The sequence below is a fragment of the Ovoidimarina sediminis genome, from assembly GCF_032586175.1.
Classification (GTDB): domain Bacteria; phylum Pseudomonadota; class Alphaproteobacteria; order Rhodobacterales; family Rhodobacteraceae; genus Ovoidimarina; species Ovoidimarina sediminis.
On record NZ_JAWHTE010000001.1, the window covers coordinates 108355 to 122274 of the forward strand.

Sequence of the window (13920 nt, forward strand, 5' to 3'; positions counted from 1 at the left end):
TCTGGTGTTCGAACGGGACTATACGGCCGCGCGGCTGAACGCGGAGGAGGTGGTGACCTTCACGCAGGCCGAAAGCCGCGTGATCGAATACCTCGCCCGTCACCCGGGCCAGGTGCTCTCGCGCAGCCAGATCCTCGATGCGGTCTCCGATCCCGGCTCCGACCGCACCGACCGCTCGGTCGATTTCCTGATCAACCGGATCCGCCGCAAGCTGGGCGACGATCCGAAGGATCCCCGCTTCATCGCCACCCGCTACGGCGGCGGCTACGTCTGGGTCGCCCCAGCCGCCCCCCCACCCGAACCCGAGGTGGAAGACAGCTACGTCGTGATCGGCGGCTTCCGCGGCACCGATCTTCTGGGCGCGGAGACCGGGATCGCCACCGGGCTCGCCGAGGGGCTGAAACGCGCGCTCGTGGCCGATCTGGGGCCGGGCCGCGAGGTCCGCATCCTCCCCGCCTCGAGCGCGCCCGCCCGCGACGGGCCGCTGCCGCCCGTCCGCATCGATCTCGTCTTCTTCCAGGACCGCACGGGCACCGAATGCGTGGTCTCCTGCCGCTCCGGCGTGTCGCGCCGGGTGTTCCTCGCCGAACGGCTGCAACTCGGGGCCAGCGGCGCGGCCCTGCGCCTGCCCGGCGCCGCCGCGCTGCGCGATCTCGCCCGGCGCATCCTGAACGACCAGTGGCGCAACGACGTCGATCACCTCGTCGCCGACACGCCCTTGCCCGTCGCCATGATGGACGCGGCGGTCGAACGCGAGGACAGCCGCGCCTTCGTCCGCTCCATGGCGCCGAAGCTGCGTGACTACCGCGACCGCTACCCCGACGATCCGCATATCAAGCTGATCTACGCCACCCACATCCACAGCGAATACGTGATCCTCGGGCCGGAACTCGCCCAGACGGCCCGCGACCGCCGCGCCGCCGATGCCGCCGAGATCGAGCGCCTCGTCCTCGACGCCATCGATTACGCCCAGACCCGGCCCCACCTCGCCCTCATGGCGGCGAAGCTCCTGCATTTCGTCGATGCGGGCTACAAGACCCTCGCCCTCGAACTCGCCGAAGACGCCCATGCGGCGGGCACCTCCGTCAGTTCCTCGCTCGCCATCCTCGGCCAGCTCCAGACCTTCGTGGGCGATGTCGAAACCGGCATCCACTATCTCAAGCAGGCGCTCGATCTCGCCGAACCCGACAGCAATTTCGAACGCTACGTGCTCGTCCTGCTCTGCCAGGCCCTGATCGCAACCGACCGGCGGGACGAGCTTGATCCCTACCGCACCCGCCTCTACGGCGTGCACCCGCTTCTGCGGCTGTTTCTGGAACCGATGTTCACCGATCCCGAACGCCCCTCGATGCGCGCCAAGGGGGCGATGCTGGTGACGCCGAGGGCCAGGGCCAACGCGCTTCTCAGCCACCTGCATTACGCCTGGGCCCGGCTCTACGAGGCCCCAGAACACCGCGCAAACGCGCTCCGCGCCCCGGTCACCCTAGCGGTCCGCCGCTTCGGGCGCGACGTGGTGCCGCCCGAGATCGCCGAGGGCGTGCCCGGCCTCCGCCTCTGACGCTAGAAAACCCGGCCTGCGCAAATATTCGTGCAACATTTCCGCGCGACATTTGACGCAGGGTCAAACGAGGGTCAAAGGCGTCGCCGGTTCAATGTCCACTCCCACCACACATACCGGATATCCCCGGCATCACGGCGCCACCCCCGTTGCCCTGCGATTTCAAGAGATCTCCGGCGGGCCGGTCGCGCCCGGACCGTCCGGGGGTGTCGCCTCATCCTGGGGCTTTCTATTTCTCCACTAGGGGCTGTCGGTTCGGGGCTTTTACCCCGGTCGGCCTGGCTATAGGGCGAACGTGCCACTGTCCTGGCCAGCCGATGACCGCAAGGTCAGCCGCGCCCCGTTTTTATCCGCTACTCCGCCTCAGAACTGAACAGCGGCGCGGAACCACAGCCGCGTCTGATCCTGCCCTGCCGCCACCGCCGGCCGGTCTAGGATCCGCGTCACCGCGACCTCGCCCAGGAAATTCCCCCTCAGCGTCCGCACCCCCGCCGACAGGCTCGACCAGCCGTCCCGCCCGCCCGGCGTCACCGCGTTCCCCACATTGTCGATCTGCCCGCCATCGATCCCCGCAAAGGCCTGGGTGAACACCATCCGCTCCGCCCCCGGCACCGGCAGTTCGAGGTTCCGCGCGATCTCCACCCGCGATCCCAGGCACCGGTCCCCGCTCACCACCGCGTAATCGAAGCCCCGCGCATAGCTGTTGGTCTCGAACCCGCACCGCTGCGAGGCGGGCAGGCTGTCCTCCGTCCACTGCCCGATCACGCCCGCGTTCACCACCCAGTCCCGCGACAGCGGAACCGAGGCTTCGGCGGCGAAAGACAGGCGCAGAAACCCGGTCTCCGCCCCCGGCACCGATCCCTGCAGGTTGCCCGCAGGCGAGGCGCCGAACCCGTCCACCCCCTTCGTCGCGGAAATCGCCAGGCGCTGCTGCGCCAGAAGCGGGATGCCGCGCGTGTAAAGCGCCGACACCCTCAGCATCCTCAGTTCCTCGTCGATCACCGTGGCCCCCAGCACCTCCGAGCCCACGTGACGCGCCAGAACCTCCGCCCCGAGCCTCAGCGTCGCGGTCTCACCCAGGTCGATCTCCCGCGTCACCCCGGCCCCGATCTGAAGCCGGTCACCCCGCACATCGAACGGAAGCGTTGCCGCCGTCCCCAGCCGCACGTCGCCATAGTCGACGGTGACGAAGCCCACCGTGCCGCCGCCGCCCATCGCAAAGCGGTATCCCACGCCCCCGGCCAGCAATTCGCGCCTGTCATCCTCCGACGGGCCGCCCACCACGGCGGCCAGGTCAAGCTGGTCGCCCGGGGCCAGAAGATCGGGATGGCCATAGCCGAAGCCCGCAATCGCCCGCCCCGCCTCGTCGCTTCCGGTGTTCGAGAATGTCAGGAAGGTCGCCGGCTCCTCCAGCGCCCGGATGCGCGAGGCCGATCCCCGATCCGCCCCCACCACCGGGTCGACCACCAGCGTTGCGAAAAAGGATTGCGCGGCAACGGGTTGCGCCACAAAGCTCAGCGCCGCCCAGCCGATACACACACAGATAGCCCATGGGGCCGCGCCGCGCCCCCGCCTTGCCGTTTCCCGCACCGGATGTCCCCCGTCGTCTTTCGTCCCTGCTTTCCCGCAAACCGCCCCGGCGTCAAGAACATCAGCGGCCCCTCGCGCATCGGCCGGAAAGGCGTGGCAGGATGCGCCCCGCCATGCTACAGGTTTTCCAAATCTAACCTTCGGAAAAGGTGGAAATGATGAGCAGCGCCCCCAACACCTATGATGCAGAGCCGATCCCCGACACCGCCCGCGCAGAGGTCGACCGCCTCCTCTCCACCGGCGATCTCTTCCGCTACACGGCGAAAGACGCCTCGCCCGTCGCCCGGCTCGAAACCGCCTTCGCCGAGATGATCGGCGCGAAATACGCGCTCGCCGTCGCCTCCTGCTCCGCCGCGCTCTTTCTCTCCATGAAGGCGCTCGATCTGAAACCGGGCGCCCGCGTCCTCATTCCCGCCTTCACCTTCGCCGCAGTGCCGTCCGCGGTGGTCCACGCGGGCTGCGTGCCGGTCCTGGCCGAGGTCGGCCCCAACTACCGCCTCGACATGGAGGATTTTGCCGCGCGGCTCGACGGCACCATCGACGCGGTCCTGATCAGCCACATGCGCGGCCACACATCGGATATGGACGGGATCATGGAACTGGCTGCCGCGGCCGGCGTCCCGGTGATCGAAGACGCCGCCCATTCGCTCGGCACCACATGGAACGGGCGGAACATCGGCACGCTGGGGCGCGTCGGCTGCTTCAGCTTCCAGTCCTACAAGCTTGTAAACGCGGGCGAAGGCGGCATCCTCGTCACCGACGACCCCGATCTCATCGCCCGCGCCGTCATCATGTCGGGCGCCTATGAGCACAACTGGAAAAAGCACCCCGTGCTCCTCGATCACTTCGCCACCTGGCAGAACCGCCTGCCGCTCTACAACACGCGGCTCAACAACCTCTCCGCCGCCCTCGTCCTCGCACAGCTGGCCGAGGTGCCGCGCCGGGTCCGCGACGGGCGCGCCCACCACGATTACGTGGCAGGCCGCCTCAACACCTCGCCCTGGCTCGATGTGCCGGCGCCCCTCGCCCCCGAAAGCCGCGCGCCCGATTCGATCCAGTTCAACCTCATCGGGCTCTCGGATGACGAGGTCACGGCCTTCGCCGCCGCCGCCGCCCGCCGCGAGGTGCCGGTGCAGGTCTTCGGCATGTCCACCGACAATGCCCGCGCCTTCTGGAACTGGGGTTTCCTGGGCGACCAGCCCGACCTGCCGCAAACCCGCGCCATGCTGATGCGCGCCTGCGACGTGCGCCTGCCCGCGCGCCTCACCCGCGCCGATCTCGATTACACCGCCGACGCGCTCCTCGCCGCGATCGCCGAGGTCATGTCAGAGAAGACGCAGGCCGTCGCCTAGCCAGGGCATCCGCGCCCGCCCGGGCGCCACCACAAGCCGCTCCAGAAGCGGCCGCATCCGCCCGGCGATCTCGCCGGGCATGTCCCAGAACGTCTCGGCCCGCGTCACCAGCGAGATCCGCCGCCCCATCGGTTGCACCGGCAGGGGCACCACGTCGACGGCATCGACGAACCGCCCGGCCCGCATGATGCCGAGCGGCGTCAGCGCCGACCAGCCCTTGCCCTCGGCCACCATCGCCAGGATCGCGTGGTAATTGTCGATCTCGAATCGCGACGGCGCCACCAGTCGCTCGCGTTCCAGGTGATCGGAGATCTGCCGGCCCAGCACATGCCGCGTGGTATAGCGGATCATCGGCGTCCGGCTCAGCACCTCGCGCACATCGCCCCCCTGCGTCAGCCCCTTCGGCACCACCGCGACCACCTGTTCCTCCAGCAGCGGGTGCACCTCCATCCAGTCCGCCGGCGCCGCCGGCCCCGCCGCGATGATCACGTCCAGAACCTGCGCTTCCAGAAGGTCGTAGAGCCGGTGGCTCGCGCCCGTTTCCAGAAGAAACCGCGCCCCCGACAGCCGGTCGGCCATCGCGCTCAGAAGCGCGGGCGTCACATCGGCGTCGAAATCCTCGATCACGCCGAGGTTCAGCGACGACAGCCGCGACAGATCCCGGCTCTGCAACTCGGCCCGCGCCTGGCTCGCGGCATTCAGGATCGTCTGCGCCCGGCTCCGGAACAGATCGCCCGCGGGCGTCATCCTCAGGGGCCGCGCCGACCGGTCGATCAGCGTCACCCCCAGCGCGGCCTCGAGGTTCGACAACTGCTGGCTCACCGCCGACGGGCTCGCCCCGAGCCGCCGCGCGGCCGCGGAAATCGAGCGTTCCTCGGCCGCCGCCGCGAACACCTCGATCCCCCAAAGCGTGACCCGTCCCGTGCCCTCTGCCATGCGCGCGCTCCGCTTGTCCCCGCGCCCGAGGCTACGGGGGACAGGCGGGGATTGGCAATGCCCCGCACCCGCCCCTTCATGTGGCCCGCCCTTCATGTGGCCTGAAATATCCCGGGGGGCCGGCCGCGAGGCCGGCGGGGGCAGCGCCCCCTCCGGGCGCCCGCCGCTTGCCCCACCGGCCCGCGCGGGCTAAGCCTCCGCCCGTCCCGGCAGGAGCCTCCGATGCCCGATACGATCTACAGCGACCTCACCCAACTCGGCAGCGCCACGCGCATCCCCGCCTCGCCCGACGAGGCCACGCTCGAACGCGTGCGGAACCCCCAGGCCGACATCCAGTACAACGTCCGCTTCACGGCGCCCGAATTCACCTCGCTCTGCCCGATGACGGGCCAGCCCGATTTCGCCCATCTGGTGATCGATTACGTGCCGGGCCCCTGGCTCGTCGAATCGAAATCCCTGAAGCTCTACCTCACCTCGTTCCGCAACCACGGCGCGTTTCACGAGGATTGCACGATCTCCATCGCCCGCCGCCTCGTGGAATTTCTCGAACCCCACTGGCTCCGCATCGGCGGCTACTGGTATCCCCGCGGCGGCATCCCGATCGATGTCTTCTGGCAGACCGGGCCCGTGCCCGAGGGCGTCTGGATCCCCGATCAGGGCGTGCCGCCCTATCGCGGGCGCGGCTAGGGCGCTACCGGCAATAGGCGCCGCTCCGGCGGCGCGCCGTGTCGAAGTGGAAATGGTCCGCGTGATAGCTGTCGGCCTCGGGGCCCAGCACCGTCCCGAACAATCCGCAGGCCCCGGCGTGAAGCTCCCGCATCACGCCGCCCGTCTCCGTGTCCGCCCACCCCTCGCGCACGGTGATCACCGTGCCATCCATCAGGATGAAGGACGAGATGTCGATCGCACGCCCGCGGGCATGTTCGGAAAGCCGCGCGCCGCGCTGATTGTTCTGCGTCTTGCAGGCATAGTGGCCCGACAGGCGCAATCCCTTCAGCCCGCCGCCGTCATCGGCAAAGGCCGGCTTCGCAACTGTCTCGAGCCATGTCTTGAGCGTCACGGCCGTCTCGCAATCCATCAGCGCCAGCTGGCTGAGGAAGACATCCGATACGATGCGGACGCGCACGGGGTCGGCAATGCCGCATCCCCGGTGTTTCCCCGCGAGCGGCGCGCGCCGTTCCCCGATAATCGTCCAGTCGCCGCAAACCGCGCCCCGGTCCCGCATCCTCTCGCGCCCGGCCTCGATCTGGCGAAACCGGCAGGGGCGCATCGGCGGCCTGGGAGAGACCGTCAGGTCTCCGCCCCGTGCGCCAGCGCCCGCGTCTTCCCCGGACATCTCTTCCTGATCGGCGGGAAGATCGTAGGTCAGAAGCCCGCGCCACTCCGCCGGGTCACGGTCCTCGCAGCCCTCCCCGGCCTGCGCCATGGCCGCGCAGAATACCAATACCGTCGCCAGACCCCGCAGAAGTCACCTCGTATCGTTTGCGGCCAACCGATTGCCGTCCCCCCGCATTTCGCAGGTCTTCTGGGCAACACCCTATCATCCCTTGGAAATCCGCAATAGCGGACAGTAACCTCTGCCAGCGCAGGCCCCGGAAACCATCTCTCACCGAAGCGGGCCGGGTCGGGCGGCGTCTCCCGGGCGAAAGATCGACCGCACCATTCGGGGGCCCTCGCCTCCCCTGCCCGGCGGGGCTCCGCACCTTGCGTCCGGGCAGGACGGGCTCACGTCAGCCGCGGCGCCGATCCCACCCGCGCCCGGCCCCCTACCCGAACATCTCCCTCAGATCGACGCTGGGCCGCACCCCGATATCCTCCTTGTGCCCCTCCAGAAACCGCTCCGCCGCCGCCTGCCCCGCGGCCTTCAGCCCCGCCAGCACAGGCGGCGAAGGCACCAGCTTCGTCGCCACGCTCAGCTCCCGCATCAGATCGTCATCGGCGATCATGTGGATAAGCACGTTCTTCATCGCCCCCGCCTCGACCTTGCCCTCGGCGATCAGCCCCCGCACGAACTCGATCGCCCTCAACTCCCGCAGAAGCGAGGAATTGAAGCTCACCTCGTTGATCCGGTTCAGGATATCCTGCGGCGTCACGGGAAGGTCCGCACGCTCCAGCGGATTGATGTTCACCACCACGATGTCGTCGGGAAACTCCGCCGGAAACAGCGGGAAAAGCGCCGGGTTCCCCGCATAGCCCCCGTCCCAGAACGCCTCCCGCTCCCCCGTCTTCGGGTCGTCGAGTTCCACCGCCTGGAACAGCGTCGGCAGGCAGGCGGAGGCCAGGATCGCCTCGGTCGTGATCTCCTCGTGCTCGAAGACCCGGATCTTCCCGGTCCGCACATTGGTGGCCGACACGAACAGCGCGGGCGCGTCCCGCGCGCAGATCCGGTCATAGGCAAACCGCCGCACGATGGGGTCCAGTGGGTTGCGGTAGAACGGGCCCAGCATGTAGGGCGATGTCACCCGGCTCGCTGTCTCGATCACCGAAAACGGCAGCGAATATTCCAGCGCCTGCGCGATCATCCCCGGCGCGGGCGAAAACGCGTTCATCCAGGTCGTCATCCTCAGATCGCCCCGCGCCGCCACCTGCGCCCAAAGCCAGTCGAGGTTCTCCCGCGCGCCCTCGCGCCCGCCCTTCAGCATTCCTGCCTTGAACGCGGCGCCATTCAGCGCCCCGGCGGAGGTGCCGGAAATCGCGGCGATCTCGATATCCTCTTCGTCGAGAAGCCGGTCGAGCACGCCCCAGGTGAACGCCCCATGCGCCCCGCCCCCCTGCAGGGCGAGGTTGATGCGGCGCGGGCTCACGAAGCCGTCCAGCCCCCGTCGAGGCTGATCGTCGTGCCCCGGATCTGGTCGCCGTGGGGCGAACACAGGAACAGCGCCGCCCCCGCCACCTGCTCGATCGTCGCGAATTCGCGGCTCGGCTGCTTGACGAGGATCACCTCGCGCAGCACCGTCTCGCGATCCATGTTGTGGGTCTTCATCTGGTCGGGCAGCTGCTTTTCGATGATCGGCGTCAGCACGTAACCGGGGCAGATCGCGTTGCAGGTGATGGGTTCCTGCGCGCATTCCAGCGCCACCGTCTTCGTCAGCCCGACGATTCCGTGCTTGGCGGCCACATAGGCCGACTTGTAGGGGCTCGCCCTCAGCCCGTGCGCCGAGGCGATGTTCACCACCCGGCCCCAGCCCGCCTTCCGCATCATCGGAAGCGCGGCAGCGGTGGTGTGAAAGGCCGATGACAGGTTGATCGCGATGATCGCATCCCACTTGTCCGCCGGAAACTCGTCCACCGGCGCGACATGCTGGATGCCCGCGTTGTTCACGAGGATATCGCAGGCCCCCGCCGCCTCGATCAGCCCGCGCGCCTCGTTGCCCTTCGACATATCCGCCTTGATATAGCGCGCCGTGACGCCGTGCTCTTCCGCGATCTCGGCGGCCAGCGCGTGATCCTCCTCCGTGTCGGTGAAGGAATTCAGAACCACGTCGATCCCCTCGGCGGCAAAAGCCCGCGCAATGCCAAGCCCCAGGCCCGAATTCGATCCGGTGATGATGGCGGTCTTTCCCGATAGGCTCATGGGCTGTCTCCTGACTGGATGCTGCACGCGCAAAGGTTTCGCTGCGCGCGCACGCTACCCCGGTTGCACGGGGAGGTCACGCCCCTTTGGCGGCATCCCCCGCCTCACGGCTTCGGGATCGGCGGCGCACAGCCCGCCCGGTTCTTGGTGGACATCCCGAACGCCGTCCCGCCGCCCGCAAGCCCGTAGATATCGGGATAAACACCGACGCCGCCGCCCTCCGAGGGAAAGACCGTGAAATACCGGATCAGAACGGGCACCGGCCCGGTCTCCGCCCTCCGCGTGACGGGCCCGGCCGACATCGCCCGCACCGACGCCTCGTCGCGCTCGAGCAGCCAGGCGGCCAGCGCCGCCCAGCGCTCCACCCGGATACAGCCGTGCGAAAAGGCCCGGGTCGGCTGCCCGAACAACTCCCTCTGGTTGGTGTCATGCATGAAGACGTCGAGCCCGGGTTCAAGCTGGATCGCCAGAACCCCCATCGGGTTGTCCGGCCCCGGCGGAAACACCCGGTCGGGCACCTCGCCGCTTGCAACCATCTCGGGCGTCGGCCGCCAGGACGGCCAGAAGATCACGGCGCTGGTATAGGTCTTCATCCGTGGCGTGCGCGTCTCGGGTTTCCCCACGATCACCCGGCTGCGCAGCACCGGCACCCCGTCCTCGAAGGCGATAAGCTCGAAAGACGGGATATTGACGAGGATCGCCCGGCCTTCGGGAAGCGTGAGGGGCAGCGACAGCGCATCGAGCCGCGCCTGAAACGGCATGTCCTGCGCCACGCCCGCCGCACGCTCCGGCTCCGGCTCCGGCGCCCCGCCGCCCCCGCAGGCCGCAAGGATCAGGAAAAGGGCCGGGGCCAGCAATCTGCGGAAGAAACGGGGGAAGATCGAACGTGCCATGGTCGCCTGTCAGTCTAGGCGGAACCGCTCACCCTCCACAACACGCGCGTCCAGCCGGGGCCGGGCCGCACGAACCGCCCGGGCGGACAAATCCGCCCTGCGCCGGCGGATAATCATGGCGGATGTCCCGATGCTCCCGGATCCGTTCGAACGCATGCCCGCCGGAAGATGTCTCCGGGTCACGGGAATGCCCCCCTGTCCCGGCCTCGCCCCGGGATAATTCTTTTCACTAATTTCAGACGCCTATGGAAACCCGGGAACATTATCCCTCTGTCAACCTGAAAATCGGTGACGTCGGGTGATAGTATGGAAAGGCGAGCAGGTGCACGCGGCCGTCCCGACGGCTGCATATGTGCCGCACCCCCGGGGAACGTGCTCGGTGGGTCAAATGAAATCCAGACGCAGGCCTCCCAGTGATACGCCACCCCCGGCGGCCTGCAGGACGGAGCAAGATGGAACCCGATGTAAAGGAACGATGTGCCAATCCCGGCGCGTTCTACAGGAGTGCCGAAGACGTACTTGAAGACGAAGCTCTATCGGCCACGGAAAAGGAATACATCCTCAAGTCGATGGCTCTCGAGGCCGAGGTACTGAATGACGAGGAAGACAACCTTCGGCAGAGCGGAGAGCATCCAGCCGATGTCACCGCGATTCACAAGGCCCTGAATGAACTCGGCCAGCAATCCTCTCTCGACGGGCGCGCCGCTGATGCAGCCCAGGGTTACAGTGCCGGCCAACCGGTCTTTTCGCGGATTGTCGTGGCCTTGACCGGCAAGGGCGATCTCGACCGCAAGGTCGTCGAAACGACGGCAGCCGTCGCCAGGCTTTCGGGCGGAGAGGTGACCTTCGTAAGCGTTGTCCCGCCAAGACGGGGCCCCACGCATTACGGGGTCTCGCCTGTGAGTGGCGCTCTCGAAGCACCGATGGAAACGCAGGAGGAACTGGCGGAACGGTTAGAGGCACGCAGATCGGATTTGCGCGCCATCCTGACCGACGTCGCCGTCTCCCCGTCGCCCTTCCATTTGGAAGTCCGGCATGGAGGCGTGGACGACGAAATCTTGCGGGCCGCGGAAGAACGGCTGGCCAGCCTTATCATTGTCGGATCGCATGACCGTTCGTGGATCCAGGGCCTGTTTTCCTCCGAAACCGCTCAAAAGGTGGCAAGCTTCTCCGACTGTCCGGTGCTGATTGTCCCGGAACAGACCGAGGATTGAAAATGCGGAATGGAACATTCGTCGAGGAGGCTGCTGGGGAAAGCCTCCCGGAAAGGCTTTGCCTCGCGCGTCAGCGTCAGGATTACTCCAGGGCCGACCTCTCGAACCTGATCGGCGTAACAGAGGGGACGATCACGAGATGGGAGCAGGGACGATCCGCACCGCGGTCGAACCGGATGGCAATCCTTGCGGGGGCACTTGGCGTATCGATGCGCTGGCTTCTGTCCGGGCAAGGGGACATGTCGCAACCGGCAGATCCCGCGAACACGAAGCCCGATCGTGATGATCTGCTCCGGGAACTGACCGGCATCGCGCGTGAAGTCGACCTGTCGCTTCAGGCACTCTCCCGAATTGAAACGCGGTTGGGCGCGATGGTGCGGAACGCTCAACCGCGGCCGGACCGATCGCAAAGGCCCGGCTGGTCCAGTTCCCGATGACGCGACGCGACGAGGAAGAGAAGTCTTCCGGCTGCCCCCGCACGGGCACACGCGCGCGCCGTCCGAAGTCAACAGACAGAAAGGAAATGAGATGAGCAACCGCGACATGTACATTCAGAAAGCGAAAGCCAAATTCGACAATCTCGGGGCCGAACTGAAACGGCTTGAGGCCGAAGGCGAAGAGATGACCGCCGATGCCGAAATCAAGAGGCGAGAGCACATGAAGCTCTTGCGCAGGCAGATGGCCACGGTCGAAGACCGGATCGAAAAACTGCACGCGGCCTCCGAAGAGGCCTGGAACGATGTGAAAAATGGCTTCGAAACGGCCTGGAACGACCTGAGCGAAACGTTTCGACAGGCGCAGGCACGCTACGCCTCGGACAGCGCCAATTCCTGACCGTGACTGGCCCCACGCACCCCTGGGGTCTCTCGTGGGCTCCGGAAAACGCTCGGCGATCTTGCCCTGATGTCCGCCGGGCGGACACATTCGCCCTTGGCTTCAGAGGACTGGACGCCTCGCAATCATCTGGCATAGGCTTTCCCAAAAGTCGTGGGCATGGGGGATCGGGCGTGAATTCTGACGAAGATATCAGACGGGCGCAGACACGGGTGATGTCGGTCTTTCATCGTCGCCCCGAGGCCGCCCTGGATACAAAACACGCGGACGCCAGAATTACGGACGGTCTGACATGCAAAGTCACCGAAGGTGACCGGGAAGTCGTAATCGACATGCCCGAACCGGTGGGCGGATGCGAGTTGGGTCCCTCACCCGGCTTTCACGCGCGCGCGGCCGTATCGGGCTGCGTCGCGATTGGCATCAAGATGACGGCGGTCCGGCTCGGTATCGAGCTTCGTTCCGTCCACGTCGGCGTGGACATGGATTTCGACGACTCTGCCATTTTCGGAATGGGCGACGCGAGCGCGGCGCCCCTCAGAACGCGTCTGAAGATCACCCTCGCAAGCGACGCCGACCGGGAGACCCTGCAAGGGCTGGTGGATACCGCTCTTGAGGCCGATCCGTACTTCCTCGCCCTGCGTGACCCGCAGACGGTCGAGACAGTCTTGGATGTCGCTTGACCCATGGATGCCCGGCTTCAGATCAGGGTGCAGAGATACGGATGGGACGCGGCCGCGCCCCATTACGAGGCCGGCTGGCAGAAAGGCCTGCTGCCGGCGCAGCAGACCTTGATCTCCATGGCAGGGCTGGAACACGGCCAGCAGATCATCGAAACCGCATGTGGGTCTGGTCTCGTGACCAGAATGCTCAGCGAAGCGGTCGGTCAGACTGGATCGGTCCTCGCGACCGATCTCGCGCAAAAGATGGTCGATGCGACAGACGCCCTCGGCCTGCGGAATGTCAGAACCGCGCGGATGGGGGCGGAAGCTCTGGATGCCGACGACGCGAGTTTCGACAGGGCCGTCTCTGCATTGGGCCTGATGTACAGTCCCGACCCTCAGGCCGCCATTTCAGAAATGCACCGCGTCCTGCGGCCCGGCGGTCGGGCCGTGGCCACCGTCTGGGGCGAACGTCGAAAATGCGGCTGGGCAGAAGTCTTTCCCATCGTGGACAAGAACGTTCAGTCCGAGGTGTGCCCCATGTTCTTCGCGACCGGCGCGCCCGGCGGATTGCGCCGCGACTTCGAACAGGCTGGCTTCCGGGATATCAAGGAAGTGCGGCAATCCGAAACGCTCGAATACGCGAACGCGCGCGACCTTCTGGATGCAGTCTTGCTCGGCGGCCCTGTGGCCTTGGCCATAAAGAGGTTCGACGAGCAGACGATGCAGGACGTCAGCGAAGAATTCCTGGCGTCGGTTGCCGACCACCTGGTCGACGGGGCGTATCGCATTCCCGGCGAATTCGTGACCGTCGCGGGCCGCCGCTGACAGCGGCGCAACAACGCGCGTCTCGCCCGTCCCAACCGCCACGCCGGCCCCAGCACCGCCCTGTGCCGCGCAAAGCGCCTCTCGGCGCACAACGATCCAGCCAGCCTCTGGCCCTGCCCCGCCGCAGGCTCCGTCTCACGCCGGAACTTGAGAAACCCCGCCCCCTCATCCGCAACCTCTCCAACCTGCCGCGCCCCGAGGTTCCTGCGCGCGGGCGGCAGAAGAAAGGTCACGTAGGGAATGCGCGCGTCCGCCACCGCGAAATCCGGGGCCTTGCGGGCAATCCGCCGCCCGGGGCCGAAGACGCCGGACCGCAGGACCAGCCCGAAATCCCATTCCTCCCCTTCCTTCTGAAACCCGCCCCAGCGGATATGGCGACCATCGGCAGGGAACGCCCGGCGCCCAAGGCCGCCCCGGGCCCGGCACGCCTCCTTCCCGGCGACGACACCCGCCGCAACCTCGGCATCCCTCGCAAAGGTCAG

Annotated in this window: 14 protein-coding genes; 8 read left to right on the forward strand and 6 right to left on the reverse strand. The window is 67.3% G+C overall.

The window, feature by feature from the left end:
- The first annotated feature begins 4 nt into the window (after positions 1–4).
- The gene (locus tag RXV90_RS00550) at positions 5–1558 is read left to right on the forward strand and encodes a winged helix-turn-helix domain-containing protein (RefSeq protein ID WP_316646276.1); all 1554 of its coding nucleotides are present in this window, start codon (positions 5–7) and stop codon (positions 1556–1558) included.
- 363 nt (positions 1559–1921) lie between these two features.
- Here RXV90_RS00550 and RXV90_RS00555 read toward each other — a convergent pair whose 3' ends face one another.
- Positions 1922–3097 (reverse strand): ShlB/FhaC/HecB family hemolysin secretion/activation protein, encoded by a 1176-nt coding sequence (locus tag RXV90_RS00555; RefSeq protein WP_316646277.1) that lies wholly within the window; start codon positions 3095–3097, stop codon positions 1922–1924.
- 209 nt (positions 3098–3306) lie between these two features.
- On the opposite strand from RXV90_RS00555, the gene RXV90_RS00560 reads away from it, so the two are divergent.
- Complete coding sequence (locus RXV90_RS00560) at positions 3307–4500, forward strand: DegT/DnrJ/EryC1/StrS family aminotransferase (RefSeq protein WP_316646278.1); 1194 nt, start codon at positions 3307–3309, stop codon at positions 4498–4500.
- On the opposite strand, the gene RXV90_RS00565 is transcribed toward RXV90_RS00560, so the two are convergent.
- Positions 4474–5436, reverse strand: coding sequence for a LysR family transcriptional regulator (locus tag RXV90_RS00565; RefSeq protein ID WP_316646279.1), 963 nt, complete (start codon positions 5434–5436; stop codon positions 4474–4476). The genes RXV90_RS00560 and RXV90_RS00565 overlap by 27 nt on opposite strands.
- A 222-nt stretch (positions 5437–5658) precedes the next feature.
- Here RXV90_RS00565 and queF point away from each other — a divergent pair, with 222 nt between their 5' ends.
- Positions 5659–6123: a preQ(1) synthase gene (gene queF, locus RXV90_RS00570; RefSeq protein ID WP_316646280.1), complete on the forward strand. Its 465-nt coding sequence runs from the start codon at positions 5659–5661 to the stop codon at positions 6121–6123.
- 4 nt (positions 6124–6127) lie between these two features.
- Here the strand turns inward: queF and RXV90_RS00575 are convergent, their stop codons facing one another.
- The 4 genes from RXV90_RS00575 to RXV90_RS00590 form a co-directional block, all read right to left on the reverse strand.
- Entirely contained in the window at positions 6128–6862 is a 735-nt protein-coding gene (locus tag RXV90_RS00575) for an extensin-like domain-containing protein (protein ID WP_316646281.1), read from the reverse strand.
- A 340-nt stretch (positions 6863–7202) separates the two neighbouring features.
- Positions 7203–8240, reverse strand: a complete 1038-nt coding sequence (locus tag RXV90_RS00580) for a patatin-like phospholipase family protein (protein WP_316646282.1) — start codon at positions 8238–8240, stop codon at positions 7203–7205.
- Positions 8237–9010: a 3-hydroxybutyrate dehydrogenase gene (locus RXV90_RS00585; RefSeq protein WP_316646283.1), complete on the reverse strand. Its 774-nt coding sequence runs from the start codon at positions 9008–9010 to the stop codon at positions 8237–8239. The genes RXV90_RS00580 and RXV90_RS00585 overlap by 4 nt, the downstream gene beginning before the upstream one ends.
- Before the next feature lie 104 nt (positions 9011–9114).
- Positions 9115–9903 carry a L,D-transpeptidase family protein gene (locus tag RXV90_RS00590; protein WP_316646284.1) on the reverse strand — a complete coding sequence of 263 codons (789 nt, stop codon included), beginning with the start codon at positions 9901–9903 and terminating at the stop codon, positions 9115–9117.
- Between the two features lie 452 nt (positions 9904–10355).
- On the opposite strand from RXV90_RS00590, the gene RXV90_RS00595 reads away from it, so the two are divergent.
- The 5 genes from RXV90_RS00595 (at position 10356) to RXV90_RS00615 (ending at position 13438) form a co-directional block, all read left to right on the forward strand.
- Positions 10356–11117, forward strand: coding sequence for a universal stress protein (locus RXV90_RS00595; RefSeq protein WP_316646285.1), 762 nt, complete (start codon positions 10356–10358; stop codon positions 11115–11117).
- A 2-nt stretch (positions 11118–11119) separates the two neighbouring features.
- On the forward strand, positions 11120–11554 hold the full coding sequence (locus tag RXV90_RS00600; RefSeq protein ID WP_316646286.1) for a helix-turn-helix domain-containing protein: 435 nt from the start codon (positions 11120–11122) through the stop codon (positions 11552–11554).
- Positions 11555–11645: 91 nt separating this feature from the next.
- Entirely contained in the window at positions 11646–11951 is a 306-nt protein-coding gene (locus tag RXV90_RS00605) for a sll1863 family stress response protein (protein WP_316646287.1), read from the forward strand.
- A 215-nt stretch (positions 11952–12166) separates the two neighbouring features.
- On the forward strand, positions 12167–12631 hold the full coding sequence (locus tag RXV90_RS00610) for an OsmC family protein (protein ID WP_316646288.1): 465 nt from the start codon (positions 12167–12169) through the stop codon (positions 12629–12631).
- A 3-nt stretch (positions 12632–12634) separates the two neighbouring features.
- Complete coding sequence (locus RXV90_RS00615) at positions 12635–13438, forward strand: class I SAM-dependent methyltransferase (RefSeq protein ID WP_316646289.1); 804 nt, start codon at positions 12635–12637, stop codon at positions 13436–13438.
- Positions 13439–13920 lie beyond the last annotated feature (482 nt).

Excerpts from the sequence above, each read along its gene's own strand:
- RXV90_RS00585 (WP_316646283.1), bottom strand. The coding sequence starts at position 9,010 with ATGAGCCTATCGGGAAAGACCGCCATCATCACCGGATCGAATTCGGGC.
- RXV90_RS00600 (WP_316646286.1), top strand. The coding sequence starts at position 11,120 with ATGCGGAATGGAACATTCGTCGAGGAGGCTGCTGGGGAAAGCCTCCCG.
- RXV90_RS00560 (WP_316646278.1), top strand. The coding sequence starts at position 3,307 with ATGAGCAGCGCCCCCAACACCTATGATGCAGAGCCGATCCCCGACACC.
- queF (WP_316646280.1), top strand. The coding sequence starts at position 5,659 with ATGCCCGATACGATCTACAGCGACCTCACCCAACTCGGCAGCGCCACG.
- RXV90_RS00565 (WP_316646279.1), bottom strand. The coding sequence starts at position 5,436 with ATGGCAGAGGGCACGGGACGGGTCACGCTTTGGGGGATCGAGGTGTTC.
- RXV90_RS00615 (WP_316646289.1), top strand. The coding sequence starts at position 12,635 with ATGGATGCCCGGCTTCAGATCAGGGTGCAGAGATACGGATGGGACGCG.
- RXV90_RS00590 (WP_316646284.1), bottom strand. The coding sequence starts at position 9,903 with ATGGCACGTTCGATCTTCCCCCGTTTCTTCCGCAGATTGCTGGCCCCG.
- RXV90_RS00605 (WP_316646287.1), top strand. The coding sequence starts at position 11,646 with ATGAGCAACCGCGACATGTACATTCAGAAAGCGAAAGCCAAATTCGAC.
- RXV90_RS00610 (WP_316646288.1), top strand. The coding sequence starts at position 12,167 with ATGTCGGTCTTTCATCGTCGCCCCGAGGCCGCCCTGGATACAAAACAC.
- RXV90_RS00595 (WP_316646285.1), top strand. The coding sequence starts at position 10,356 with ATGGAACCCGATGTAAAGGAACGATGTGCCAATCCCGGCGCGTTCTAC.
- RXV90_RS00575 (WP_316646281.1), bottom strand. The coding sequence starts at position 6,862 with ATGGCGCAGGCCGGGGAGGGCTGCGAGGACCGTGACCCGGCGGAGTGG.